The sequence below is a fragment of the Streptococcus mitis genome, assembly GCF_003942865.1.
Classification (GTDB): domain Bacteria; phylum Bacillota; class Bacilli; order Lactobacillales; family Streptococcaceae; genus Streptococcus; species Streptococcus mitis_BI.
The window spans coordinates 211,383-238,129 of sequence record NZ_RJNZ01000003.1; the positions used below are offsets into that span (position 1 = coordinate 211,383).

Here is a 26,747-nt window from a genome sequence, read left to right on the forward strand (position 1 = left end):
TCTTTGATTTTCATAGAGAGAAACTTGAAAAGATCGGAGCAATCCGGTCTTTTTATGGAGGATAGTAAATGAATTTAAATCAATTAGATATTATCGTTTCAGATGTTCCCCAAGTCTGTGCTGACTTGGAGCGTATTTTGGATAAAAAGTCCGATTATGTTGATGACAGTTTTGCTCAATTTACGATTGGTAGTCACTGTCTGATGTTGTCCCAAAATCATTTGATTCCTTTGGAAGATTTTCAGTCAGGAATCATTCTTCATATCGAGGTTGAGGATCTCAATCAGAATTACCAACGTTTAAAAGAGAACGGTGTCGAGATTTTACACGGTATTTCTGAAACGGATTGGGGAACAGAGTCCTTATTAGTTAAAGGCCCTGCTGGTCTAGTGCTTGATTTTTATCGTATGAAATAAGGCGTTTAGTTATTTGAAGATAACCTTAACTATTCTTAAAACAGAATGTGAGAATATGAACTATTGAAAGATCGGAGCAATCCGATCTTTTTAATATAAAGCAATTGCATATAAACAATTGACAGAGTTTTTCTAAAATCTTATAATAAAAACATAACAGTATAAAATAAGATTCATATGAAAGAATGGTTTCTGTCTGTTAGAGAAGACTGTAAAACATGTCCCTTTGCTTTAGTTTGTAAATCAGGATTTTGTCCAATGGCCAAGCATATTACGGAATTAAGCTCTTCTGTGATTTGTAAGAATATGCAAGAGAAAATTCGTAAAAATCTAGCACTTTATGCTATTTCTGGTTGCTATGAAGATATTTTAGATGTGGACTAGAGAGGGGTAAGCAAAAAATGTCTATTAAGAAAAACAAAAAGGTTGCAAAAAAGCTGAAGTTGTAAGCAATAATTGTAATATTTGTTAAGTTTATATAAAAATGGGGAGGGTGGCTAGTCTCTCTCTTTTTCTAGGAGGGCATTATGAATAAAATATTTCACTATCTGGATAAGAAAACGAAGTTTTATACAATCATCGGTGCACTGGCAAATGGAGGTTTGGCTCTTGCTCAACCCTTAGTCGTATCACAAGCTTTGTCCTTAAATCAAGGAGAACTGACTTATTCTAAAATCATACAGTTTGCTGTTTTTGGCTTTACAGTATACTTCGTCTTGTATAGCTTAATGCTCTTTTGTAATCATACACATAATGTTTTTCGACGTGAAATTCAAATGAATATGAGGGCAGATTTATTTGACAAGCTGATGATAAATAAAGATTTTAACGAAGATGAAAAAATCACCATGCTCACACAAGATATGGAGTATTTGGGGGATAATTACTTAGAAAAATACGTTAATATCATTTGCTGGAGTTTTGTAGCATTACTAACAGCGATTTATATTATTTCGCAAAATTTGTTACTAGGTAGTATTTTTGTCTTTTTCACTATTTTACGTCCTATTCCTCAGTTCTTGATGAATAAAAGACTCAAACATACTGGTGATGACATGGCACAAGGCAGAGTAGAAGTGCATAATCAAGTATCTGATAGTATCCGAGGAGCACATACTCTACTCATGAACCAAGCAATTTCTGAAAATCAGAACAGATTTTGGAAGATTAATAGACATTATCAACTAGCCATTCAAAAATTTTGCTTTACCCATAATATAATTTTCTTTTGCAACGGTTTCATGGTCTTCTTAAGCCAAGTTTTACCACTTGTTTTAGGTTTTTACTTTGCTATGGCTGGGCAGAAAGTGTCAGTGGCAAGTCTTGTTGCCATGTACATCGCAGCAGGTCAGCTGGTGAGCCCTATTCAGACTATTATGTATGATGCTGTAGATATACAAGGGGCAAAAACGACAGCAGATAAGATTTTTGGAGTATTAGAAATTGGAGATGTAAAACAGATAGATAAAAAAGATGCGCAAGAATTGAATGCTCTGCACATTAAAAATTTAAGTAAAACCTATGGTGACAGACAACTTTTTACTCATCTAAATTTGGATGTTCAAGCAGGTCAGAAAGTTTTAATCAAAGGACCGAGTGGTTGTGGTAAGTCAACCTTGTTTCGACTCATTACTGGAGAAGAAATAGCAGATGAGGGAGAAATTATCGGTGTGACAACTGTTAATGAATGTACATCAAGTTTTGTATCCAGTATAGGAATTATTAGCCAACATCCATTTCTCTTTAACGATACAGTGCGTTATAATCTGACCTTAGGACAAGAATTTTCTGAGGAAGAGTTGCTTGCTGTTTTGAAACAAGTCAAACTAGATTTGGAATTGACGGGTGGAATGGATTTTATTATCAAAAATAACGGGGAGAATATTTCTGGGGGACAAAGAGTAAGGATTGAATTGGCACGTTTCCTTCTTCGTAAAAAAAATCTGTTATTGGCTGATGAAGTGACCGCAACCCTAGATAAAGAAAACGCCCTCATGGTACATGAACTACTATTTTCTCTTCCTGTTATGATGTTAGAAATTGCCCATCATATTGATGATGAAAGTAGATATCAACAAGTTGTAGATTTAGGAAAATATTGATTCTGGCTGAAAAGTCAGTTTTATCAGAAAATAAAGTAAATATTTCAGCAATAAAACACCCAGTATCAAGATTTTTCAATACATAACAATATGCGTTTTTCTGATTATATATACTTTTCCTAACTTCACTCTGCTTTCTTATCACAAGATTGTAATAGTTTACATTTTTATAACAAAACTCTCAAACTCTTGCTTATTTTTGCATCATATTATAAAATAAAAAGCATAAAAGAATAAAAGAGGTTTTGAAAATGTCCGAAAAACAAATGAAAGTTTTAGGTTGGGTAGCGACCTTCATGTCTGTTATGATGTATGTGTCTTACTTCCCACAAATTATGAACAATCTGGCTGGTCAAAAAGGAAATTTCATCCAGCCCTTGGTTGCTGCCATCAACTGTAGTCTCTGGGTTTACTACGGTCTTTTCAAGAAAGAAAGAGATATTCCTCTTGCTGCTGCCAATGCTCCAGGTATTGTTTTTGGCCTTGTGACGGCTATTACAGCTTTGATTTAAAAAGAAGACTGGTTTCAGTTTTGTTCGTTTATGAAAATAGATGCTTCATTAAAGTAATTTTTGAATGAGAGTTGAGGGAAAAAGTCCAGTGACAGCTAGCTTTACAAGAGTCTTTTATGTTCGTCTCTATCAAAGAAAAAAGTATATCGTTACTATTTTTATAAAATTTTCTCCCTACTTTATAAGATGTTAAAAAGAGTTCAATTCGAACTCTTTTTTTGCTATAATGAGGGGAGAAAAATCAGACAGGAGAATATGATGTCAGAACCATTATTTTTACAATCAGTTATGCAAGAAAAAATTTGGGGTGGAACCAAGCTACGTGATGAGTTTGGCTATGACATCCCAAGTGAAAAAATAGGGGAATATTGGGCTATCTCAGCCCATCCAAATGGTGTCTCTAAAGTTGCCAATGGTTGCTACGAGGGAACAGATCTTGCTACTTTATATGCAGAGCACCGTGAATTGTTTGGCAATCGTCCAGAACCTGTATTTCCGCTTTTGACTAAGATTCTGGATGCCAACGACTGGCTCAGCGTTCAAGTTCACCCAGACGATGCTTATGGACTGGAGCATGAAGGCGAACTCGGAAAAACAGAATGCTGGTACATTATCGCTGCGGATGAAGGTTCAGAGATTATCTATGGTCACAATGCCAAGTCAAAAGAAGAACTTCGCCAGCAAATCGAGGACAAGAATTGGGATGCCTTGTTGACAAAAGTACCAGTTAAAGCTGGAGATTTCTTCTATGTGCCAAGTGGCACCATGCATGCTATCGGTGCAGGTATTTTAATCCTTGAAACACAACAATCTAGTGACACAACCTACCGTGTCTATGACTTTGACCGTAAGGATGATAATGGTAACTTACGTGAACTTCACCTTGAAAAATCCATTGATGTCTTGAACATTGGTGAGCCTGCAAATAGCCGTCCTGTAACTGTCAAAGCAGATGATTTGCTTTCAACTCTTCTTGTATCCAATGATTTCTTTGCTGTCTACAAGTGGGAAATTACTGGAAAAGTTGACTTCGAAAAGACGGCTGACTACAGCTTATTCAGTGTCTTGGCTGGTCAAGGTCAACTGACTGTCGATGGGAAAAACTATCCAATCCAAAAAGGCAGCCACTTTATCCTACCAAGTGATGTTGAAGCTTGGACTTTGGAAGGGCAAGGTTTGGAATTGATTGTTAGTCATCCATAAAAAAGAAAGGGCCTGAGTTTACTACTCAAGTCCTTTTTAATTACATAAATTGGGCGATGAAGACAACGATGATGATGATTGGAATGATGAAACGAAGAAGGAAGAGCCAGACTTGGAAAAGTCCTTGTTTCCATATTGTTTCATCAAGATGCAGTTCCTCCATGGCAAGAGCCTTTTTGAAGATGTAGCCTGTAAAAAGTGAAAGGCAGAGAGCTCCAAATGGCATAAGGAGATTGGAAACCAAGAAGTCCATAGCGTCAAAGAAGGTCTTCCCAAAGATGTGAACATCCGCCATGACACCGTAAGATAGGGCTGAAGGAATTCCAAAGACGAAGGTCAAGATTCCTAAAATGGCACTCCATTTGGCACGTTTGCTGTTGTCCTGGTTGGTGATATTGCCCACATTGATTTCCAGCATAACAACGGAAGAAGTGACCGTCGCAAAGAGGAAGAGCAAGAGGAAGAGGATGTAGAAAATGGTTCCAAAAGGCATCTTGTCAAAGAGTTGAGGCAAGACGATAAAGAGCAGGCTAGGTCCCCCTTCAGACTGGATATTGAAGGCTGACATGGCTGGGAAAATAGCTAGACCTGCCATGATGGATACCGAGATGTTCATGGCTACAATGGAAATTCCTGACTGGACTAGATTGGTTTTCTTATCCAAATAAGAAGCATAGGTGAGCATGGCTGTAACCCCTAGTGAGAGGGCAAAGAAAGATTGTCCCAGAGCATAGAGGAGACCAGCGCTAGTTAGGTTTGAAAAGTCTGGTTTGAGGAAGTAGAGAACCCCTTCCATGGCATTTGGCAAGCTGAGAGAGCGCCCAATGATCACTACAAAGATGATAAAGAGCAGGGGCATCATGACTTTCGAAGCTCTTTCAATCCCTTTTTGAACCCCACGTGATACAATGAAGATATTCAATAGGATAAAGGCTGCTTGAGCTCCTAGGGCAATGGCTGGATTTGAAATGATTGAAGTAAATAACTGAGCATAATCACCAGTTCCACTAAGTTGGAACAATTTTCCAAACTCAATGCCTAGATAGACTAAAATCCAGCCGCCAATAACACTGTAAAACGATAAAAGGATAAAAAGGGCAAAGGCACCAATCCAACCGATAAAGTTGTACTTACTATTCTTGCCTAGTTTTCCAAAGGTTTTGATTGCTGAGACACCAGCACTTCGGCCGAGGGCGAATTCAGCAAGCAAGAGAGGGAAACCGATTAAAATAGTGGAAACGAGAAAGACCAGTAAAAAGCCTCCTCCACCGTTAGCAGCAGTCATGTAGGGGAATTTCCAAACGGCTCCAAGTCCGATAGCTGAACCAGCAGATGCTAGAATAAAGCCTAGTTTAGAACCCCATTGCGATTTTTCAGACATAGTTAAACTCCTAAAATTAGTGTTACAAAAGAAAAAGCTACTGCCCTTGGCAACTAGCCTAATAAGTACTCAAAATGAGCGTTTCTTTTGATTGATAGACTTGACTATCCTATCATGTTTTCTAAGGTCTGTCAAGAAAACCATTTTCATGTTATGATAAAGTAAAAAATTTCGCAAAAACGCTTGACTCTGACCTAAGGGAAGGGGTTATACTATCAATGTAAGGATGAAATCATGTACCATATAAAAGAAGCTGCGCAGCTTTCGGGCGTCTCTGTCAAGACCCTGCATCACTACGATAAGGTAGGGCTTTTGGTTCCTGTAAAGTCGGAAAACGGCTATCGAACCTACAGTCAGGAGGATTTGGAACGCCTTCAGGTCATTCTTTACTATAAATATCTAGGCTTTTCTTTAGAAAAAATAGCAGAGCTATTAAAGGAAGAAAGGACAGATTTATTGCCTCATTTGACCAGGCAGTTGGACTATTTGACTCGAGAAAGGGAACATCTGGATACCTTGATTTCAACCTTGCAAAAAACCATTCAAGAACAAAAAGGAGAAAGAGAAATGAGCATTCAAGAGAAATTTGCTGGATTTAACTACCAAGACCATCAAAAATACCACCAAGAGGCGGTAGAGAAATATGGACAAGAAGTGATGGACCAAGCGCTCGAGCGCCAAAAAGATCACGAAGATGAGGCTACGGCTGCCTTCAATCAAGTCTTTCAAGCATTGGCACAAAATCTTCAAGCTGATCTACCTGTAACAGCAAACGAAAATCAAGAAGAAGCTGCTAAACTCTTGCAAGCCATACGTACTTATGGATTTGACTGCTCCATTGAAGTCTTCGGTCATATTGGTAAAGGCTACGTCTATAACCCTGAGTTTAAGGAAAATATTGATAAATTTGGACCTGGAACAGCCCAGTACACATCAGATGTCATTGCTCACTATGTAAGCACACAAACTCGATAAAACTCACAGACTAAGCTAGGACTGACAAAGCCAGTAACAGAATTTTAGTAGGAAGACACAGAATTAGATAAGATAAAAATCGGCGGAGTGATCTCTGCCGATTTACTGTTATTTGAGTTGGTAAGACCAGTCTTCTCCATCCTTGTAGTAAAAGAATTCACTGAGGTCCTCTTCGAGAAAAACACGAAGCATGTCAGACATATCCTCAGTAGCTAATTTTAGATGAGATAGATTTTCAAAATCTTCCCACCAGACTTTTCCTTCGTCTGAAGATTGGAGCTCACCAGTAAAGTGTTCTGTTTTGTAAAAGAGGACAACATAGCGATAATCTGCATCATCATACCAGTCTTTGATACCACAGAGTTGGGGTTTACAAACGGTCAGACCTGTTTCTTCTTTCACTTCACGAATGACAGCATCAACAAAGGACTCGCCACGTTCAACATGGCCACCAGGAAAAGTAATGCCAGGCCAGTTAGGACTAACTCGGTCTTGAACTAGGACCTTGTCCCCATTTTTAATCAAGCACATGTTGACAAATTCGACTGATTCTCTTCTGCTCATTTTTCACAACCTTTGATGTTTAATCGTAATGTAGACTTCCTGCCACCCAACCAGTGCAGAGAGCAGAAGTGATGTTAAACCCACCTGTGTGGGCATTGATATCCAGTACCTCACCAGCAAAGTGGAGACCAGGGGTCAGCTTACTTTCTAGAGTCTTAGGATTGATTTCCTTGAGACTGACGCCACCCTTGGTAACAAATGACTTGGCGAGGGACATTTTACCAGTCACAGGGATTTTAAGTCCCTTAATAGACTGGAGAAGTTGTTCTTTTTCCTTTTCAGTCAACTGTTTGACTTTGTCAGGATAGCCTTGCACAAAAAATTCTGCCAAGCGTTCTGGAAGCAAAGTTTTTAAAGCGTTTTTCAAGGATTTTTCACGATTTTCTTCTAGGAATGCAGCCAAGTCCTTCTCAGAAAGTTGAGGGAAAACATCCAGTGAGAGAACCTCCCCACCCTTGACAAAGCTAGACATACGCAGGGCAGCAGGGCCAGACAAACCAAAGTGGGTAAAGAGCAAATCGTGAGTGATGACATGCTTGCCATAGCTTAGGGTCACATCGTCCAACGAAATCCCCTGCAAGGCCTTGTGTGGAAAATCTGTCAATAAAGGACTTTCGGCAGCCTCAAGTTCGGTAATAGTGTGCTTAAAATGACGGGCAATCTCGTGACCAAAACCAGTCGAACCAGTAGAAGGATAGGATTTTCCACCAGTTGTGACAATGAGTTTATCACAAGTGAAGGTTTGGTCGGCTGATTTAAGAACAAATTGCTTATCTACCTTTTTAACCGAAACAATCTCGGTTTGAGTAGAAACTTGACCACCTAACTCAGTGATTTTCTTTTCCAAGGCCTCTATAATTGTCCGAGACTTGTCAGTAGCAGGAAAGACGCGTCCGTGGTCCTCGACCTTAAGTTTAACCCCATTTTCTGTAAAAAAGTTAATGATATCATGGTTATCAAACTGGGAGAATACACTGTAGAGAAAGCGCCCATTTCCAGGGATTCCAGCTAGTAGGTCATCTAGAGTTCCGTTGTTGGTTACATTGCAACGTCCCCCACCAGTCCCAGCTAATTTTTTTCCAAGTTTCCGATTTTTTTCGATGAGGAGGGTTTTCTGTCCATAAAAGCTACTGGAAATCGTAGCCATCATACCAGCAGGACCTCCACCGATAACAATAGTATCAAAATGTTTCATAGCTCTATTGTACCACAAAAAAACAAGAGATGATGGTCACCTCTTGTCAAGAATGTAATTAATCAATTTCATATCCCATCAGCAAACCACCATCTTCTGCATAGAAACTGCAGAGACCAGAGGTTGGTAGAATCTTGATATCCGCTTGTGGGAAGGTCTCGCGAATTCGTTCTGAGAGCTGTTGGCAACATTTCTCGTTATTGCGTTGGGCCATGATAATACGGCCTCCAGCATATCCAGCCTTCACCAACTCTTCATAGGCTGCCTGAACTGATTTCTTTGCTCCTCTTGCTTTTTGTAGCAATTCGAGAGTTCCAGTTTCACTAGCTTCTCCAACCATACGGATGTTGAGAAGGCCAACGACTGTACCGATAAGCTTACTCAAACGGCCGTTCTTCACCAAGTTATCGACTTTAGCTAGGACAAAAAGTAACTTGGTTTTTTCTTGATAGGCAGTGATAGCTTCAACCACTTCTTCAAAAGACAAGCCCTGGTCAATCAAGTCATTTAATTTTTCTACGAGCAAGTCAACTTCCCCACCAGCAGACAAACTATCAATCACATGAATTTTAGTGTCAGGATGGTCTTCCAGATAAATATTCTTAGCTAATTGAGCACTATTGTGGCTGCCAGAAAGAGTACCAGTGATGGTTACTAGGAAAATGTTTTTGGCTCCTTCAAATGCTCGCAAATAATCATCTGGGCTTGGACAAGCTGATTTTGAAGCTTCTGCAGTTGCATACATGGTTTCCATCATTTGGTCAATGTCAAGACTAGCATCATCAACAAAGACCTGCTCAGCTACTTGAATGGTTAAGGGGACACTTACAAAGGTTGTATCGATAGCTGGCTTTGCCAGTTGACGATAATCACAACCAGAGTCAGCAATAATCTTCCAAGTCATAGAAATTCTCCATCTTTGTCAGTTATACATTGACAAAGGTTCTGTCTTTTTTTACAATTATATCATGAAAACCCTTGAAACAAAAGCCTTATCCGTCTGTTGTGACAAGTAGAAAGAAAATGTTATGTCTGAACGTAGAATCTCTGAAAAATCTCTTGAAAATCTCAGAAAATCAAACCAAGAATCTAATTTATTAACTAGAGAAGCCATCGAAACAGCCCTCTTGCAGCTCTTGGAAAAAAAGGACTTGACCAAGATTAGTATTTCTGAATTGGTCAAACGTGCAGGTGTTTCGCGTGCGGCCTTTTATCGCAATTATGATTCTAAAGAGGAAATTTTAGAGAGTGTCTTTAAACGAACTGTCCACAACATCATGGAACAGCTACACCATTATGATTTAAAGACAGACCTTTATCTGGTCTGGGTTCACCTTTTCCGAGAGGCAAGAAAGGAAGCCAGAGTGATTCAACTGGCCTTGGATTACCATCTGGAAAAAATCTTTGTCCAAGCCATGCAGGAATTTCTAGAAAAATACCATGGGAAATCAAAAGGTGTCAGCTCTTATCTTCATTCCTTTTGGAGCTCGGCCATCGTCTCTGTCCTCCTAAAATGGATCAAGGATGGCATGAAGGTACCTGCTGAAAAGATTGCGGATTTACGGTTACCATTTTTTAAAAAATAGAGAAAAAGGAGAAGAGATATGACTGAAAAAAGACTGGCCTGGGATGAGTATTTTGCAGCCCAAGCATTACTAATTGCCAATCGTTCCACTTGTAAACGTGCCAAAGTGGGCGCGATTCTGGTAAAAGATAATAAGGTTATTTCCACTGGTTACAATGGTTCGGTGTCAGGAACCGAGCATTGTATTGATCACGAATGTCTGGTCATCGAAGGCCACTGTGTTCGCACCCTTCACGCTGAGGTTAATGCTATCCTTCAAGGTGCAGAACGTGGTGTTCCTAAAGGCTTTACAGCCTATGTGACCCATTTTCCTTGTCTCAACTGTACAAAACAATTGCTGCAGGTCGGCTGCAAGCGCGTGGTTTATATCAACCAGTACCGAATGGATGACTATGCCCAATACCTTTATCAAGAAAAAGGGACAGAATTGACCCATCTACCACTTGAGACCGTACAGGCAGCTCTTAAAGAGGCAGATTTAATGTAAAAATTATCGAAAATAAATGGTTTAGAAAGATTTTTAAACCATTTTTTGGTATAATAAGAAGAATAAATTGAAAGAAGGAACTCCAAAAATGGGAAAAATTGAAGTTATTAATCATCCACTGATTCAACACAAATTGTCAATCTTGCGTCGTACAGATACTTCTACAAAAGCTTTCCGTGAGCTAGTAGATGAGATTGCAATGTTGATGGGATATGAAGTACTTCGTGATCTTCCACTAGAAGATGTGGAAATCGAAACACCAATCACAAAAACAGTTCAAAAACAATTGGCTGGTAAGAAATTGGCCATCGTTCCAATCTTGCGTGCAGGTATCGGGATGGTGGATGGACTTTTGAGCTTGGTTCCAGCTGCTAAAGTTGGCCACATTGGTATGTACCGTGATGAAGAAACGCTTCAACCAGTTGAGTACTTGGTGAAATTGCCTGAGGACATTGACCAACGTCAAATTTTTGTGGTAGACCCAATGTTGGCAACAGGTGGCTCAGCAATCTTGGCTGTTGATTCTCTTAAAAAACGTGGCGCATCAAATATCAAATTTGTCTGCCTTGTATCTGCTCCAGAAGGTGTAAAAGCCCTTCAAGAAGCTCATCCAGATGTAGAAATCTTTACAGCAGCCTTGGATGAACGCTTGAACGAACACGGTTATATCGTTCCAGGTCTTGGAGATGCTGGGGACCGCTTGTTCGGTACAAAATAAAATTAAAAAGAGATTGACTTGGAAAAGTATTTCCAGTCACGAAAGGAGGTTGAATTTTTGTTTCTGTCTAATGAAAACAGAGCAAAAATTTGACCTTTTTTGACCTAGATATTATAATAGTCTTATCTTCAGTCATTTGACCAACAAAATTAAAACTCAAAAGGAGAATTGAATGATTCCTGTAGTTATTGAACAAACAAGCCGTGGAGAACGTTCCTACGATATTTACTCACGTCTTCTCAAAGACCGCATCATTATGCTGACAGGCCCAGTTGAAGATAACATGGCTAACTCTGTTATTGCCCAGTTGCTTTTCTTGGATGCCCAAGATAGTACAAAAGATATTTACCTTTATGTCAATACACCTGGTGGTTCTGTTTCAGCTGGTTTGGCAATCGTTGATACTATGAACTTTATCAAGGCAGATGTCCAAACTATCGTTATGGGGATGGCTGCATCTATGGGGACTGTCATCGCGTCAAGTGGAGCAAAAGGCAAACGTTTCATGCTTCCAAATGCAGAGTATATGATCCACCAACCAATGGGTGGTACAGGTGGTGGTACTCAACAAACCGATATGGCGATTGCTGCAGAACACTTGCTCAAAACTCGTAACATCTTAGAAAAAATCTTGGCTGAAAATTCAGGTCAGTCAATCGAAAAAGTCCATGCAGATGCAGAACGCGATAATTGGATGAGCGCCCAAGAAACACTTGAATATGGCTTTATTGATGAAATCATGGCCAACAATTCATTGAATTAATGATGATAGAAGGCAAACTCGACTGGGTTTGCTTTTTTTGGTATAATAGGGAGAGATTTCTTAGAAAGAGGATTTACCATGTTTGAAAAAGTCAATCGATCTGGCTTGATTATCTATCTTTACTATAATCGTGATGCCAAAAAACTGCAGGATTATGGAGATATTACCTATCATTCCAAGAAACGTCGTTACTTACAACTCTATGTTCCAACTCAAGAAGTGGAGCAATTGATTGGGCGCTTGAGCAAGGAAAAGTTTATAAAAAAAGTCAGAGTTTGTCATATCCAAGAGCTGGAAACACCCTTTGTGGGCAATCTTTATCGAGAGGAAAACGTTATCATCGAAAAAGTTCAAGAAAAGTGTTGACAATTTTCTGATAATTCGGTATATTCTTAATATGCTATTTATTTAAGAATAAGGAGACAAAAAAGATGAAGAAAAAATTTGCCCTATCGTTTGTGGCGCTTGCAAGTGTAGCACTTCTTGCAGCCTGTGGAGAAGTGAAGTCTGGAGCGTCAAACGCTGCTGGTAACTCAGTAGATGAAAAGACAATTAAAATTGGATTTAACTTTGAGGAAACTGGTGCCGTAGCAGCTTACGGAACATCTGAACAAAAAGGTGCCCAACTTGCTGTTGATGAAATCAATGCTGCAGGTGGTATCGATGGAAAACAAATCGAAGTAGTTGATAAAGATAACAAGTCTGAAACAGCAGAGGCTGCTTCAGTAACAACTAACCTTGTAACTCAATCTAAAGTATCAGCAATCGTAGGACCTGCGACATCTGGTGCAACTGCAGCTGCGGTAGCGAATGCTACAAAAGCAGGTGTTCCATTGATTTCGCCAAGTGCGACTCAAGATGGATTGACTAAAGGTCAAGATTACCTCTTTATCGGAACTTTCCAAGATAGCTTCCAAGGAAAAATTATCTCAAACTATGTTTCTGATAAATTGCAAGCTAAGAAAGTTGTTCTTTACACTGACAATGCCAGCGACTATGCTAAAGGTATTGCCAAAGCCTTCCGTGAAGCTTACAAAGGTGAAATCGTTGCAGATGAAACTTTCGTAGCAGGTGACACAGACTTCCAAGCAGCCCTTACAAAAATGAAAGGGAAAGATTTTGATGCTATCATCGTTCCTGGTTACTACACTGAAGCTGGTAAAATTGTAAACCAAGCGCGTGGTATGGGAATTGACAAACCAATCGTTGGTGGTGATGGATTCAACGGTGAGGAGTTTGTACAACAAGCAACTGCTGAAAAAGCATCAAACATCTACTTTATCTCAGGCTTCTCAACTACTGTAGAAGTTTCAGCTAAAGCAAAAGCCTTCCTTGACGCTTACCGTGCTAAGTACAATGAAGAGCCTTCAACATTTGCAGCCTTGGCTTATGATTCAGTTCACCTTGTAGCAAACGCAGCAAAAGGTGCTAAAAATTCAGGTGAGATTAAGGATAATCTTGCTAAAACAAAAGACTTTGAAGGTGTAACTGGTCAAACAAGCTTCGATGCAGACCACAACACAGTCAAAACTGCTTACATGATGACCATGAACAATGGTAAGGTTGAAGCAGCAGAAGTTGTAAAACCATAATAGAAAATATTGAAATAGGGAATGAGCCTCTGACTCACTCCCTGTTTCGATGTTTAAGAACCTATCAAAAAGTGAGGGGAAACCCTCAAAATTATAAATAGAAAGAGTGAATCTTATGCTCCAACAACTAGTAAATGGTTTGATTCTAGGTAGTGTTTATGCGCTGTTAGCACTAGGATATACCATGGTTTACGGAATTATCAAGCTCATCAACTTCGCCCACGGTGATATTTATATGATGGGAGCCTTTATCGGTTATTTCTTGATTAATTCTTTCCAAATGAATTTTTTTGTAGCTCTTATTGTAGCTATGCTAGCGACAGCCATTCTTGGTGTCGTGATTGAGTTCCTTGCTTACCGACCTTTGCGTCACTCTACTCGTATTGCTGTTTTGATTACAGCTATTGGGGTTTCTTTCCTATTGGAGTATGGCATGGTCTATCTGGTTGGTGCCAATACCCGTGCCTTCCCTCAAGCGATTCAAACAGTTCGCTATGATTTGGGACCAATTAGCCTAACAAATGTGCAGTTAATGATCTTGGCCATTTCCTTGATTTTGATGATTTTGTTACAAATCATTGTTCAAAAGACTAAGATGGGGAAAGCCATGCGTGCAGTATCCGTAGATAGCGATGCAGCACAATTGATGGGGATCAATGTAAACCGTACTATCAGCTTTACCTTTGCTTTGGGTTCAGCTCTTGCGGGTGCGGCAGGTGTTCTGATTGCCCTCTATTATAACTCTCTTGAGCCTTTGATGGGGGTTACTCCAGGTCTTAAGTCTTTCGTTGCCGCAGTACTTGGTGGAATCGGGATTATTCCTGGTGCGGCTCTCGGTGGCTTTGTAATTGGTCTATTGGAAACTTTTGCGACAGCCTTTGGGATGTCAGACTTCCGTGATGCCATTGTTTATGGAATCTTGTTGTTGATCTTGATTGTCCGCCCAGCTGGTATCCTTGGTAAGAATGTGAAAGAGAAGGTGTAAACGATGAAAGAAAATTTAAAAGTTAATATTCTATGGTTACTCCTTTTGTTAGCTGGTTATGGTTTGATTAGTGTACTGGTTTCAGTTGGAGTACTCAACCTATTCTATGTACAGATTTTACAACAAATTGGAATTAATATTATTCTGGCTGTTGGTCTTAACCTAATTGTTGGTTTTTCAGGACAATTTTCACTTGGGCATGCTGGTTTTATGGCGATTGGTGCTTATGCCGCTGCTATTATTGGCTCTAAATCACCAACCTACGGTGCCTTCTTTGGAGCTATGATTGTAGGTGCTTTGCTTTCAGGAGCAGTTGCCTTACTTGTCGGAATTCCAACCTTGCGCTTGAAGGGGGACTATCTTGCAGTAGCTACTCTCGGTGTATCTGAAATTATCCGTATCTTTATCATCAATGGTGGAAGCCTTACAAATGGTGCGGCAGGTATCTTGGGAATTCCTAACTTTACAACTTGGCAAATGGTCTACTTCTTTGTCGTGATTACAACCATTGCAACCTTGAACTTCTTGCGTAGTCCAATTGGTCGTTCAACTCTCTCTGTTCGTGAGGATGAAATCGCTGCTGAGTCAGTTGGGGTTAATACGACTAAAATTAAAATCATCGCCTTTGTCTTTGGTGCTATTACTGCAAGTATTGCAGGGTCACTTCAGGCAGGATTTATCGGTTCAGTTGTACCGAAAGATTACACTTTCATCAACTCAATCAACGTATTGATCATTGTTGTATTTGGTGGACTTGGTTCAATTACAGGTGCGATTGTTTCAGCTATTGTTCTTGGAATTTTGAATATGCTTCTCCAAGACGTTGCTAGCGTGCGAATGATTATCTACGCTTTGGCCTTGGTATTGGTAATGATTTTCAGACCAGGTGGACTCCTTGGAACATGGGAATTGAGCCTATCACGTTTCTTTAAAAAATCTAAGAAGGAGGAACAAAACTAATGGCATTACTTGAAGTAAAACAGTTAACCAAACATTTTGGCGGTCTAACAGCTGTTGGAGATGTGACTCTTGAATTGAACGAAGGGGAACTGGTTGGACTAATCGGTCCAAATGGAGCTGGGAAAACCACCCTTTTCAACCTCTTGACGGGTGTTTATGAACCAAGTGAGGGAACAGTAACACTAGATGGTCACCTTTTGAATGGAAAGTCACCATATAAGATTGCTTCCTTGGGACTTGGACGTACATTCCAAAATATCCGTCTCTTTAAAGATTTAACGGTTTTGGATAATGTTTTGATTGCTTTTGGCAATCATCACAAACAACATGTTTTTGCTAGTTTTTTGCGCTTACCAGCTTTTTACAAGAGTGAAAAAGAATTAAAGGCTAAAGCCTTGGAATTGCTTAAAATCTTTGATTTAGATGGGGATGCAGAAACGCTTGCTAAAAACCTCGCCTACGGACAACAACGTCGTTTGGAAATTGTTCGTGCCCTCGCTACGGAACCTAAAATTCTCTTTTTAGATGAACCAGCAGCAGGTATGAACCCACAGGAAACAGCGGAATTGACCGAGTTAATTCGTCGTATCAAAGATGAATTTCAGATTACGATCATGCTGATTGAACACGATATGAATCTGGTCATGGATGTTACAGAACGTATCTACGTACTTGAATATGGTCGTTTGATTGCTCAGGGAACTCCGGACGAAATTAAGACCAATAAACGTGTTATCGAAGCTTATCTAGGAGGTGAAGCCTAATGTCGATGTTAAAAGTTGAAAATCTTTCTGTACATTACGGTATGATCCAAGCAGTCCGTGATGTAAGCTTTGAAGTGAATGAAGGAGAAGTTGTTTCCCTTATCGGTGCCAATGGTGCTGGGAAGACAACCATTCTCCGTACCTTGTCTGGTTTGGTTAGACCTAGTTCAGGAAAGATTGAATTTTTAGGTCAAGAAATCCAAAAAATGCCAGCTCAGAAAATCGTGGCAGGTGGTCTTTCACAAGTACCAGAAGGACGCCACGTCTTTCCTGGCTTGACTGTTATGGAAAATCTAGAAATGGGAGCTTTCTTAAAGAAAAACCGTGAAGAAAATCAAGCTAACTTGAAGAAGGTTTTCTCACGTTTCCCACGTCTTGAAGAACGGAAGAACCAGGATGCAGCCACTCTTTCAGGAGGGGAACAACAAATGCTTGCCATGGGACGCGCTCTCATGTCAACACCAAAACTTCTTCTTTTAGATGAACCATCAATGGGTCTTGCCCCAATCTTTATCCAAGAGATTTTTGATATCATTCAAGATATCCAGAAGCAAGGAACAACCGTCCTCTTGATTGAACAAAATGCCAATAAAGCACTCGCAATCTCTGACCGAGGCTATGTACTGGAAACAGGAAAAATCGTCCTATCAGGAACAGGAAAAGAACTCGCTTCATCAGAAGAAGTCAGAAAAGCATATCTAGGTGGCTAAAAAGGTCCGGGGGCCCTTTTTAGTCGGCAGATGGAGATTGCGTAAGCAATCTTCGCATAGCCTGGGGGCCCTTTTAGTTGGCAGATGGAGATTGCGTAAGCAATCTTTGCATAGTCTGGGAGACTAGTTTAGGTTGCAAATAAAGATTGCGAAGCAGTCATCAAATCCAGGGGACGTTTCAATCGTTATATGAAGATGGTCAAACAATCATCATATAACAAGGAATTACTTTTCTAATCATCAGATGATAAAATGTTCTGGAGCTCCAACTTAGGAGCTTTTTCGTTTATGTTTGAATTTTGGAAATAAATGAAATGGTGTCTCAATTTTACTCAGATGATTTCGTGTTTGAATTGACATTTGTTTTTGTTCATATTATAATATGGATAATTAAAAATTGAACAGGAGGACTAAGAAATGGTAACAGAAAAACAATTTAAACTTTTGCGTTTTATGTTGATACATAAAGAAAAGACCTTCACTCAGAGGCAGTTAGCTGAAAAGCTAGATCTATCTTTAGGTACAGTTAATGCATTGGTGAAAAAATTGAAAGAAGAGAAGTGGATTGATGAGGAGCATCACTTAACTGAACTAGGCCAGAAAGTTTTAGACCCCTATCGAGTAGAAAATGCTATTATAATGGCTGCTGGCATGAGTAGTCGTTTTGCTCCCTTATCTTATGAAATTCCAAAAGGATTGCTTCAAGTTAAGGGTGAACGCTTGATTGAGAGGGAAATTAGACAACTGCAAGAAGCAGGAATAGAGGATATCACCGTTATTGTAGGCTATCTACAAGAAAAAATGTTCTATCTTGCTGAGAAATTTGGTGTAAAAATTGTAGTGAACAATGATTACTACAAATATAATAACTGTTCGTCTCTTATGTTGGTTAAAGATCAACTTTCCAACACTTATATTTGTTCATCGGATAATTATTTTGTGGAAAATCCCTTTGAGCAATATATTTATAGAGGTTACTACTCGACTATATTTGCAGAAGGTCAAACGGATGAATATTGTGCTATAGAGGACTCTAATCACACAATCACTGATATCAAGATTGGTGGGGAAAATTCTTGGGCCATGGTGGGGCACGTGTATTTTGACCGTGCATTTAGCGAGAAATTCAAAGAAATATTAGAAACCGAGTTTCAGCACGAACCTTATCGGGAACAGCTTTGGGAGGATTACTATTGTCGCCATGTCAAGGAACTCCTTTTAGAAGCTCGTCACTATTCATCGGATATTGTTAAAGAGTTTGATTCACTAGATGAACTACGTCAATTTGATGAACGTTATTTGATAAATGCAGACTCAGCTATTATTGATAATATCTGTAAGACACTAAAGTGTGTGGCATCAGATATTGTCAATATCAAGCCTTTAAAAGATGGGTTAACCAACACTTCATTTTCATTTGACTGTATAGGGAAAAAATATGTTTACCGTCATCCGGGCAGGGGAACTGAAAATTATATTGATCGAGCTAGTGAAGCAGTTTCTATGGAAATTGCCGCAAAATTAGAGATTGACCGTACCTTTGTAGCTATGAACAAGTATGAGGGCTGGAAAATTTCAGAATTTATTCCCAATGCTAAGCAACTTGATTATGAAAATTGGGATGATGTGACAAAAGCAATGGACCTCTTGAGATGCTTGCACCAATCTGGAGAAAAAACGGGACATTCCTTTGATCAATTTGAGGGAATTAATGATTTTAGAGAAAAATTGAAAGCTAGAAATCGATTTGAGTTTGATGGTCTCGAGGAATTGGATGAAACTGTTTCAATTCTCAAAAACTATTTACAGAATGATTCGAAACAGGTTGTTCTTTGTCATGGTGATTCCTATAGTCCCAATTTTTTGTTGAATGAAGCAGGTGAAATGAGCTTGATTGATTGGGAATATTCTGGAATGGGAGAGCCGGCAGGAGATTTGGGAACTTTTATCGCTTGTTCCAACTACACTGTAGAGGACGCAGAAAAAGTACTTGAAATTTATCTACAAGAAGTACCAGATAAGAAAACCAAACGTCACTACTTAGCTTATGTAGCAGTGACCTCATATTATTGGTTCTTATGGGCTTTGTTCCAGGAGAGTGTCGGAAAACCAGTTGGTGAGTTTCTCTACATCTGGTATCGTTATACTAAACAATATGGACAACTGGCCCTTGATTTGTATAGGGAGGAAAACTAAGATGAAAACTACATCCGAAATTGAAGAATTAGTAGCAACTGAAACAAAGAGAAGATTGGAAGAAATGGAGTCACCAAACTACGAGTTTGTTCAACCATTTCTAAAAAGTGATTTCATTTTAATCATCTTCTTTGTCCTAATCAACCTTGTTTTGATTATCTTAGCAATGACGGGAGGAATTCAATAACATGTCTCAAATGAATGACTATATCCAACAAGAAACCATAACAGGAATTGTCCCTATGACCAATAAGGATCGTCAGTATTCTTTTTGGGATCTCTTTCTATCGACAAGTGGTTTTGCCATCGCAACTTGGTGTTATACCCAAGGGGCTTATGTAGCTCAATATTTGACCTTTAATCAAATGTTGATTAATATTTTCAGCTTTAACATTATCTGGGTCTTTATTGAATGTCTTCCTATTTTGTTTGCCGTTAAATATGGAATTGATTTATGGATTTGGTTGAGAGCTGTTCTAGGAAAAAGAGGTGTAGCCCTGTTATCAACCATTATTAGTTTGGCTAACTTTGGATGGTATGCTGTTGCGGCTAATCTTTTTGCCAGTTCTATGATCCATTTGGCAAACAATTTTGGTCTTGGTTTAGAAAAGGGAGTATGGGCGCCTATTCTCGGTACCCTCTGTGTTCTTCTCGGTACTCTCATAGCTCTTGGAGGTCCAGAAGTGATTAAATGGACCAATCGTTTCTTAGTTATTGCCTTATTGATTGTCGGTCTGATTATCGTTGGAATCTGCTTTGTCGCCGTTCCCATAACTGATATTATGAATATTCAACCAGCCACCCAAGGAGATTTGACGCCATTAGAACGTTTTATGCTCTCTGGGGAAGGAAATGTTGCCTTTGCTTTCTCTTGGTCTACACAGGCATTGGTTTTACCACGTTTAGCAAAATCAGAACGCAGTGGTTATTGGGCTACAGCCTTATCATACGGAGTTGTGGCTCCATTCTTCGTTGCGACTGGTGGAGTTATGGCTCTAGCCATGTTTGTCAAAACAGGTGTTTATGAAAGTGATCCAACAACAATGCTATCAACTCTAAGCACTCCAGCCTTTGCACTCCTAAGTCTACTACTAGTAGCCTTTGCCAATATTGGAACCCAAGGGACAGGATCATACGTGAACTGTATGATTGTAAAAAGTGGGATGCCTAAAGTAAGTTATAAGCTAATGGTTTGGATTGCCATGATTTACGTGAGTCTACTCACCATCTGGGGAGGAGTGGAAGAGTATTTCGGATCCTTCATCTCCCTAGCTGCTTATATTCAGGGGCCAATTATTGGTATGATTGTTGTCGATTACTTTATCTTAAGAAAACGAAAACTCGACTTGCGTTCAGCCTATTTCCTTGAAGGTCATGACGCTTACGAGTTTACTAAGGGATTTAACTTGGTTGGCTTGTCTTGTGTATTTATCTCTTTATTGGTAGCAGTACTATTTGTTTACAACCCTGTAACAGCACAAATTCAAAGTCCAATTTTCTTAGTCACAACGGGTAGTGGTTTTACGGCGATATTCGGAGGCCTATTATACTGGCTAGCTAGTCTTACCCCATTGAGACGTTATATGATAAAAGATCGAGACACTGTTACGATTTAAGAAGAGAGGGGACTAAGGTTCCCTCTTAATTTATACTGGCATTTTATGAAAACTTCTCTGATTATTCAAAATTTTGAAAAAGAAATGTAAGCGTTTGATAGATTTGCAAAAAGATTGTATAATAGGGATAAGAATAGAAAAGGAGAAGTCTCATGGCAGTTAAAGATTTTATGACCCGCAAGGTAGTTTATATTAGTCCAGATACAACAGTATCTCATGCAGCAGATTTAATGAGAGAGCAAGGATTGCACCGCTTGCCTGTTATCGAAAATGATCAATTAGTTGGTTTGGTGACTGAGGGAACCATTGCACAAGCAAGTCCATCAAAAGCAACAAGTCTTTCTATCTATGAGATGAATTATCTTCTAAATAAGACAAAAGTAAAAGATGTCATGATTCGCGATGTTGTCACTGTTTCAGGCTATGCGAGTCTAGAGGATGCAACTTATTTGATGTTGAAAAACAAGATTGGTATTCTTCCTGTCGTTGATAACCATCAAGTCTATGGAGTTATTACGGACCGTGACGTTTTCCAAGCCTTTCTTGAAATTGCTGGTTATGGCGAAGAAGGGATTCGTGTACGCTTTGTTACGGAAAATGAAGTTGGTGTTCTCGGAAAGATTGTTTCTTTGATTGTAGAAGAAAATTTGAATATCTCCCATACAGTAAATATTCCGCGTAAAGATGGTAAGGTGATTATCGAAGTGCAAATCGATGGATCAATCGATTTACCAGCCTTGAAAGAAAAATTTGAATTAGAGAATATTCAAGTAGAAGAAATCACTCGTACTTCAGCAAAAGTCTTGTAAGAAGGGAAGCCGCAAGGCTTCTTTTTTCATGAAAAGGGGAGTAGAGCAAAAGATGGAAAGAAATGATAGATTATGGTATAATAAAACGATATAAAAAAGGAGTATTTATGGACATTTCAGAAATTCGTCAAAAAATTGACGCAAATCGTGAAAAATTAGCTTCTTTCAGGGGGTCTCTTTGACCTCGAAGGTTTAGAGGAAGAGATTGCCATCTTGGAAAACAAGATGACAGAACCTGATTTTTGGAACGATAATATAGCGGCCCAAAAAACGTCGCAAGAATTAAATGAATTAAAAAACACCTACAACACCTTCCACAAAATGGAAGAGTTGCAGGATGAAGTTGAAATTTTATTAGACTTTTTAGCTGAAGACGAGTCAGTGCATGAAGAGTTGGTTGAACAGTTGTCAGAACTTGATAAGATGATGACAAGCTACGAGATGACCCTTCTATTATCAGAACCTTATGACCATAATAATGCCATCTTGGAAATCCATCCAGGATCCGGTGGGACTGAGGCGCAGGACTGGGGTGATATGTTGCTTCGTATGTACACTCGCTATGGAAATGCTAAAGGCTTTAAAGTAGAAGTTTTGGATTACCAAGCAGGAGATGAAGCTGGTATCAAGTCAGTAACCTTATCTTTTGAAGGACCTAATGCCTATGGCCTTCTCAAGTCAGAAATGGGTGTACACCGTTTGGTACGAATTTCACCATTTGACTCTGCTAAACGTCGCCACACCTCTTTCACATCTGTAGAAGTGATGCCAGAGTTGGATGATACCATTGAAGTGGAAATTCGTGAAGATGATATCAAGATGGACACCTTCCGTTCAGGTGGAGCTGGTGGACAAAATGTCAATAAGGTTTCAACAGGTGTACGTTTAACACACATTCCAACTGGGACTGTTGTCCAGTCAACGGTCGATCGTACCCAGTATGGAAATAGAGATCGTGCCATGAAGATGTTGCAGGCTAAGCTCTATCAAATGGAGCAAGAAAAGAAAGCTGCGGAAGTTGATTCCCTCAAGGGTGAGAAAAAGGAAATCACATGGGGAAGTCAAATCCGTTCTTATGTTTTCACGCCATATACTATGGTAAAAGATCACCGAACTAGCTTTGAAGTTGCACAAGTAGATAAGGTTATGGATGGAGACCTAGATGGTTTTATTGATGCCTATCTCAAGTGGAGAATCAGCTAAGATAGAAAGGAACTCACATGTCAATTATTGAAATGAGAGATGTCGTCAAAAAATACGACAACGGAACGACTGCCCTACGTGGTGTTTCGGTAAGCGTTCAACCAGGGGAATTTGTTTACATCGTAGGACCTTCAGGAGCAGGAAAGTCAACATTTATTAGAGCTTTGTACCGAGAAGTCAAAATCGAAAAAGGAAGCTTAACAGTAGCAGATTTTAATCTAGTTAAAATCAAGAAGAAAGATATTCCGCTTCTACGTCGTAGTGTTGGGGTGGTCTTCCAAGACTATAAACTCTTGCCAAAGAAAACCGTTTATGAAAATATTGCCTATGCAATGGAAGTTATTGGTGAGAGTCGCCGTAATATCAAAAAACGTGTTATGGAAGTTTTAGACTTGGTTGGATTGAAGCATAAGGTTCGTTCTTTTCCAAATGAACTTTCGGGGGGAGAACAACAACGGATTGCGATTGCGCGTGCTATTGTAAACAATCCCAAAGTATTGATTGCGGACGAACCAACAGGAAACTTGGACCCGGATAATTCATGGGAGATCATGAATTTGTTGGAACGCATCAATCTCCAAGGTACAACTGTCTTGATGGCTACCCACAACAGTCAGATTGTAAATACCTTGCGCCACCGTGTCATTGCCATTGAAAATGGCCGTGTCGTTCGTGACGAAGCTAAAGGAGAATATGGATACGATGATTAGTAGATTTTTTCGTCATTTATTTGAATCATTAAAAAGTTTGAAACGAAATGGCTGGATGACAGTAGCAGCTGTCAGTTCGGTTATGATTACTTTGACACTTGTTGCCTTGTTTGCATCTGTTATCTTTAACACTGCGAAATTGGCTACCGATATTGAAAACAATGTCCGAGTGATGGTTTACATTCGTAAGGATGTGGCAGACAATAGTGAGACTATTGTAAAAGAAGGTCAAACAGTAACCAATAATGATTACCATAAGGTATATGATGCTTTGAAAGCTATGCCCACTGTTAAAAGTGTTACCTTCTCAAGTAAAGAAGAGCAGTACCAGAAATTAACTGAAACGATGGGCGATGATTGGAAAGTTTTTGAAGGGGATGCCAATCCACTCTACGATGCTTACGTAGTAGATACAAATACACCAAGTGATGTCCAAAAAGTAGCTGAAGAGGCTAAAAAAATTGAAGGTGTGTCAGAAGTTCAAGATGGCGGTGCAAATACCCAGCGTCTTTTCCAACTTGCTTCCTTCATTCGTGTTTGGGGATTAGTTATAGCTGGTCTGTTGATCTTTATAGCAGTGTTCTTAATTTCCAACACTATTCGTATTACAATCATTTCACGTAGTCGTGAAATTCAAATCATGCGTTTGGTGGGGGCTAAAAATGGTTATATCAGAGGTCCATTCTTATTAGAAGGTGCCTTTATCGGTTTGTTTGGTGCTGCAATCCCATCAGTTTTAGTTTTCTTTGTTTACAATATGGTTTATCAATCTGTAAATAAATCATTGATTGGGCAAAACTTGTCAATGATTACACCAGATATATTTATACCTCTCATGATTGCACTTCTTTTTGTTATCGGTATCTTTATTGGTTCAATTGGATCTGGTATATCAATGAGACGTTTCCTAAAGATTTAATACTATATTTCTTGAAATACTAGAATAATAATGTAAATATAAAAGAGGAAGTGTAAAAACTTTCTCTTTTTTCTCTATTTTTTTTATAAAAATCTTTACAAAAAAAATTAAAGTGGTATAATTAATACATAGCTAAGTGCAAACGTTTTCGTAAAACGTTTGCCTAAATAAAAATAAAGGAGATTTGAATGATGAAAGATACATTCAAAAATGTCTTGTCTTTCGAGTTTTGGCAAAAATTCGGTAAGGCTTTGATGGTGGTTATCGCGGTTATGCCGGCTGCTGGTTTGATGATTTCAATCGGTAAGTCACTTGTGATGATCAACCCTAACTTTGCCCCACTCGTTACTACTGGTGGTGTACTAGAGCAAATCGGTTGGGGAGTCATCGTTAACCTTCATATCTTGTTTGCCCTCGCTATTGGAGGAAGCTGGGCTAAGGAACGCGCTGGTGGTGCGTTTGCGGCAGGTCTTGCCTTTGTCCTAATCAATCGTATCACTGGTACAATCTTTGGCGTATCAGGAGATATGTTGAAAAATCCAGAAGCTATGGTAACAACTCTCTTTGGTGGATCAATCAAAGTTGCTGATTACTTCATTAGTGTTATGGAAGCTCCAGCACTTAACATGGGTGTCTTCGTAGGGATTATTTCTGGTTTTATTGGAGCAACTGCTTACAACAAATACTACAACTTCCGTAAGCTTCCTGATGCACTTTCATTCTTTAACGGAAAACGTTTTGTACCGTTTGTAGTTATTCTTCGTTCAGTAATTGCTGCAATCGTACTTTCAGCTTTCTGGCCACTTGTGCAAACTGGTATCAATAGCTTTGGTATCTGGATTGCTAACTCACAAGAAACTGCTCCAATCCTTGCACCATTCTTGTATGGTACATTGGAACGCTTGCTCTTGCCATTTGGTCTTCACCACATGTTGACTATCCCAATGAACTACACAGCTCTTGGTGGTACTTATGAAGTCTTAACTGGTGCAGCAAAAGGTAGCCAAGTATTTGGTCAAGATCCACTTTGGCTTGCATGGGTAACAGACCTTGTTAACCTTAAAGGTACAGATGCAAGTCACTACCAACAATTGTTAGATACTGTTCACCCAGCTCGTTTCAAAGTTGGACAAATGATCGGTTCGTTCGGTATCTTGATGGGTGTGATTGTGGCTATCTACCGTAATGTCGATGCTGATAAGAAACATCAATATAAAGGTATGATGATTGCGACAGCTCTTGCAACATTCTTGACAGGGGTTACTGAACCAATCGAATACATGTTCATGTTTGTAGCAACACCTATGTACCTTGTTTACTCACTTGTTCAAGGTGCGGCCTTCGCTATGTCTGATGTAGTAAACCTACGTATGCACTCATTCGGTTCAATCGAGTTCTTGACTCGTACACCTATTGCGATTAGCGCTGGTATTGGTATGGATATTGTTAACTTTATCTGGGTAACTGTTCTCTTTGCCGTAATCATGTACTTTATCGCAAACTTCATGATTCAAAAATTCAACTACGCAACTCCAGGGCGTAACGGAAACTACGAAACTGCTGAAGGTTCAGAAGAAGCTAGCAGCGAAGTGAAAGTTGCAGCAGGTTCTCAAGCTGTAAACATTATTAACCTTCTTGGTGGACGTGCAAACATCGTTGATGTTGATGCATGTATGACTCGTCTTCGTGTAACTGTAAAAGATGCTGATAAAGTCGGTGATGCAGAACAATGGAAAGCAGAAGGAGCTATGGGTCTTGTCATGAAAGGACAAGGAGTTCAAGCTATCTACGGTCCAAAAGCAGACGTATTGAAATCTGATATCCAAGATATCCTTGATTCAGGTGAAATCATTCCTGAAACTCTTCCAAGTCAAATGACAGAAGCACAACAAAACACTGTACACTACAAAGGTGTAACAGAGGAAGTTTACTCAGTAGCTGACGGTCAAGTTGTTGCTTTGGAACAAGTAAAAGATCCAGTATTTGCTCAAAAAATGATGGGTGACGGATTTGCTGTAGAACCTGCAAATGGAAACATTGTATCTCCAGTTTCAGGTACTGTATCAAGCATCTTCCCTACAAAACATGCTCTTGGTCTTGTGACTGAAGCAGGTCTTGAAGTACTTGTTCACATTGGTTTGGACACAGTAAGTCTTGAAGGAAAACCATTTACTGTTCATGTAGCTGAAGGACAAAAAGTTGCAGCAGGTGATCTTCTTGTCACAGCTGACTTGGATGCTATCCGTGCAGCAGGTCGTGAAACTTCTACAGTAGTTGTCTTCACAAATGCTGAAGCTATTAAATCAGTTAAATTAGAACAAACAGGTTCTCTTGCAGCTAAAACAGCAGTTGCTAAAGTAGAATTGTAATACACTTGAGGTT

The 26,747-nt window shown here is 39.4% G+C and carries 28 protein-coding genes; 24 read left to right on the forward strand and 4 right to left on the reverse strand.

What is annotated here, in order from left to right; genetic code table 11:
• Nucleotides 1-68 precede the first annotated feature (68 nt).
• The 5 genes from D8845_RS04215 to manA all read left to right on the forward strand — a co-directional run bounded on the left by D8845_RS04215 (nucleotide 69) and on the right by manA (nucleotide 4,233).
• Nucleotides 69-416, forward strand: a complete 348-nt coding sequence (locus D8845_RS04215; RefSeq protein WP_125452583.1) for a VOC family protein — start codon at nucleotides 69-71, stop codon at nucleotides 414-416.
• Between the two features lie 177 nt (nucleotides 417-593).
• Nucleotides 594-800, forward strand: coding sequence for a hypothetical protein (locus D8845_RS04220; RefSeq protein ID WP_125452584.1), 207 nt, complete (start codon nucleotides 594-596; stop codon nucleotides 798-800).
• A gap of 143 nt (nucleotides 801-943) precedes the next feature.
• Nucleotides 944-2,518: an ATP-binding cassette domain-containing protein gene (locus D8845_RS04225; RefSeq protein WP_125452585.1), complete on the forward strand. Its 1,575-nt coding sequence runs from the start codon at nucleotides 944-946 to the stop codon at nucleotides 2,516-2,518.
• A 251-nt stretch (nucleotides 2,519-2,769) separates the two neighbouring features.
• Complete coding sequence (locus D8845_RS04230) at nucleotides 2,770-3,030, forward strand: SemiSWEET family transporter (protein ID WP_001291476.1); 261 nt, start codon at nucleotides 2,770-2,772, stop codon at nucleotides 3,028-3,030.
• A 258-nt stretch (nucleotides 3,031-3,288) separates the two neighbouring features.
• On the forward strand, nucleotides 3,289-4,233 hold the full coding sequence (gene manA, locus D8845_RS04235; protein ID WP_125452586.1) for a mannose-6-phosphate isomerase, class I: 945 nt from the start codon (nucleotides 3,289-3,291) through the stop codon (nucleotides 4,231-4,233).
• Nucleotides 4,234-4,273: 40 nt separating this feature from the next.
• On the opposite strand, the gene D8845_RS04240 is transcribed toward manA, so the two are convergent.
• The gene (locus tag D8845_RS04240; protein ID WP_125452615.1) at nucleotides 4,274-5,614 is read right to left on the reverse strand and encodes a sodium-dependent transporter; all 1,341 of its coding nucleotides are present in this window, start codon (nucleotides 5,612-5,614) and stop codon (nucleotides 4,274-4,276) included.
• A 234-nt stretch (nucleotides 5,615-5,848) separates the two neighbouring features.
• On the opposite strand from D8845_RS04240, the gene D8845_RS04245 reads away from it, so the two are divergent.
• Nucleotides 5,849-6,589 carry a MerR family transcriptional regulator gene (locus D8845_RS04245; protein ID WP_125452587.1) on the forward strand — a complete coding sequence of 247 codons (741 nt, stop codon included), beginning with the start codon at nucleotides 5,849-5,851 and terminating at the stop codon, nucleotides 6,587-6,589.
• Nucleotides 6,590-6,697: 108 nt separating this feature from the next.
• On the opposite strand, the gene D8845_RS04250 is transcribed toward D8845_RS04245, so the two are convergent.
• From D8845_RS04250 to D8845_RS04260, 3 genes are read right to left on the reverse strand one after another with little or no spacing between them, the layout of a single operon-like run.
• Complete coding sequence (locus D8845_RS04250) at nucleotides 6,698-7,153, reverse strand: 8-oxo-dGTP diphosphatase (RefSeq protein ID WP_125452588.1); 456 nt, start codon at nucleotides 7,151-7,153, stop codon at nucleotides 6,698-6,700.
• A 19-nt stretch (nucleotides 7,154-7,172) separates the two neighbouring features.
• A complete protein-coding gene (locus tag D8845_RS04255; protein ID WP_125452589.1) occupies nucleotides 7,173-8,348 on the reverse strand; it encodes an NAD(P)/FAD-dependent oxidoreductase in 1,176 nt (391 codons plus the stop codon).
• A 58-nt stretch (nucleotides 8,349-8,406) separates the two neighbouring features.
• Nucleotides 8,407-9,252 (reverse strand): DegV family protein, encoded by an 846-nt coding sequence (locus tag D8845_RS04260; protein WP_125452590.1) that lies wholly within the window; start codon nucleotides 9,250-9,252, stop codon nucleotides 8,407-8,409.
• Between the two features lie 124 nt (nucleotides 9,253-9,376).
• Here D8845_RS04260 and D8845_RS04265 point away from each other — a divergent pair, with 124 nt between their 5' ends.
• The 18 genes from D8845_RS04265 to D8845_RS04360 all read left to right on the forward strand — a co-directional run bounded on the left by D8845_RS04265 (nucleotide 9,377) and on the right by D8845_RS04360 (nucleotide 26,734).
• Nucleotides 9,377-9,934: a TetR/AcrR family transcriptional regulator gene (locus D8845_RS04265; protein WP_000004136.1), complete on the forward strand. Its 558-nt coding sequence runs from the start codon at nucleotides 9,377-9,379 to the stop codon at nucleotides 9,932-9,934.
• A gap of 18 nt (nucleotides 9,935-9,952) precedes the next feature.
• Nucleotides 9,953-10,420, forward strand: a complete 468-nt coding sequence (locus tag D8845_RS04270) for a deoxycytidylate deaminase (RefSeq protein ID WP_000136973.1) — start codon at nucleotides 9,953-9,955, stop codon at nucleotides 10,418-10,420.
• A gap of 88 nt (nucleotides 10,421-10,508) precedes the next feature.
• Nucleotides 10,509-11,138, forward strand: a complete 630-nt coding sequence (gene upp, locus D8845_RS04275; protein WP_000515974.1) for a uracil phosphoribosyltransferase — start codon at nucleotides 10,509-10,511, stop codon at nucleotides 11,136-11,138.
• A 172-nt stretch (nucleotides 11,139-11,310) separates the two neighbouring features.
• Nucleotides 11,311-11,901, forward strand: coding sequence for an ATP-dependent Clp protease proteolytic subunit ClpP (gene clpP / locus D8845_RS04280; protein ID WP_000613471.1), 591 nt, complete (start codon nucleotides 11,311-11,313; stop codon nucleotides 11,899-11,901).
• Nucleotides 11,902-11,979: 78 nt separating this feature from the next.
• Entirely contained in the window at nucleotides 11,980-12,267 is a 288-nt protein-coding gene (locus D8845_RS04290; protein ID WP_125452591.1) for a YlbG family protein, read from the forward strand.
• Nucleotides 12,268-12,332: 65 nt separating this feature from the next.
• Complete coding sequence (locus D8845_RS04295; RefSeq protein ID WP_045611943.1) at nucleotides 12,333-13,493, forward strand: ABC transporter substrate-binding protein; 1,161 nt, start codon at nucleotides 12,333-12,335, stop codon at nucleotides 13,491-13,493.
• A 115-nt stretch (nucleotides 13,494-13,608) separates the two neighbouring features.
• Entirely contained in the window at nucleotides 13,609-14,478 is an 870-nt protein-coding gene (locus D8845_RS04300; protein WP_125452592.1) for a branched-chain amino acid ABC transporter permease, read from the forward strand.
• A gap of 3 nt (nucleotides 14,479-14,481) precedes the next feature.
• A complete protein-coding gene (locus D8845_RS04305; RefSeq protein ID WP_033677572.1) occupies nucleotides 14,482-15,438 on the forward strand; it encodes a branched-chain amino acid ABC transporter permease in 957 nt (318 codons plus the stop codon).
• The gene (locus tag D8845_RS04310; protein WP_125452593.1) at nucleotides 15,438-16,202 is read left to right on the forward strand and encodes an ABC transporter ATP-binding protein; all 765 of its coding nucleotides are present in this window, start codon (nucleotides 15,438-15,440) and stop codon (nucleotides 16,200-16,202) included. Before D8845_RS04305 ends, D8845_RS04310 begins: the two co-directional genes overlap by 1 nt.
• The gene (locus tag D8845_RS04315; protein WP_000062219.1) at nucleotides 16,202-16,912 is read left to right on the forward strand and encodes an ABC transporter ATP-binding protein; all 711 of its coding nucleotides are present in this window, start codon (nucleotides 16,202-16,204) and stop codon (nucleotides 16,910-16,912) included. The genes D8845_RS04310 and D8845_RS04315 overlap by 1 nt, the downstream gene beginning before the upstream one ends.
• A 417-nt stretch (nucleotides 16,913-17,329) precedes the next feature.
• Complete coding sequence (locus D8845_RS04320) at nucleotides 17,330-19,108, forward strand: NTP transferase domain-containing protein (RefSeq protein WP_125452594.1); 1,779 nt, start codon at nucleotides 17,330-17,332, stop codon at nucleotides 19,106-19,108.
• A 1-nt stretch (nucleotide 19,109) separates the two neighbouring features.
• On the forward strand, nucleotides 19,110-19,295 hold the full coding sequence (locus tag D8845_RS04325) for a hypothetical protein (RefSeq protein WP_125452595.1): 186 nt from the start codon (nucleotides 19,110-19,112) through the stop codon (nucleotides 19,293-19,295).
• A 1-nt stretch (nucleotide 19,296) separates the two neighbouring features.
• Nucleotides 19,297-20,724 (forward strand): cytosine permease, encoded by a 1,428-nt coding sequence (locus D8845_RS04330; protein ID WP_125452596.1) that lies wholly within the window; start codon nucleotides 19,297-19,299, stop codon nucleotides 20,722-20,724.
• Between the two features lie 152 nt (nucleotides 20,725-20,876).
• Entirely contained in the window at nucleotides 20,877-21,533 is a 657-nt protein-coding gene (locus tag D8845_RS04335; RefSeq protein ID WP_125452597.1) for a CBS domain-containing protein, read from the forward strand.
• A gap of 107 nt (nucleotides 21,534-21,640) precedes the next feature.
• Nucleotides 21,641-22,736, forward strand: a protein-coding gene (gene prfB, locus D8845_RS04345; protein ID WP_100198837.1) for a peptide chain release factor 2 whose coding sequence is annotated in 2 segments (ribosomal slippage) — nucleotides 21,641-21,712 and nucleotides 21,714-22,736 — 1,095 coding nt in all. Because the reading frame shifts where the segments join, the coding sequence is not laid out codon by codon here.
• Nucleotides 22,737-22,753: 17 nt separating this feature from the next.
• The gene (gene ftsE, locus D8845_RS04350; protein ID WP_125452598.1) at nucleotides 22,754-23,446 is read left to right on the forward strand and encodes a cell division ATP-binding protein FtsE; all 693 of its coding nucleotides are present in this window, start codon (nucleotides 22,754-22,756) and stop codon (nucleotides 23,444-23,446) included.
• Nucleotides 23,439-24,365 (forward strand): permease-like cell division protein FtsX, encoded by a 927-nt coding sequence (gene ftsX / locus D8845_RS04355; RefSeq protein WP_124787747.1) that lies wholly within the window; start codon nucleotides 23,439-23,441, stop codon nucleotides 24,363-24,365. Before ftsE ends, ftsX begins: the two co-directional genes overlap by 8 nt.
• Nucleotides 24,366-24,553: 188 nt before the next feature.
• Entirely contained in the window at nucleotides 24,554-26,734 is a 2,181-nt protein-coding gene (locus D8845_RS04360) for a PTS transporter subunit IIBC (RefSeq protein WP_084819648.1), read from the forward strand.
• Nucleotides 26,735-26,747 lie beyond the last annotated feature (13 nt).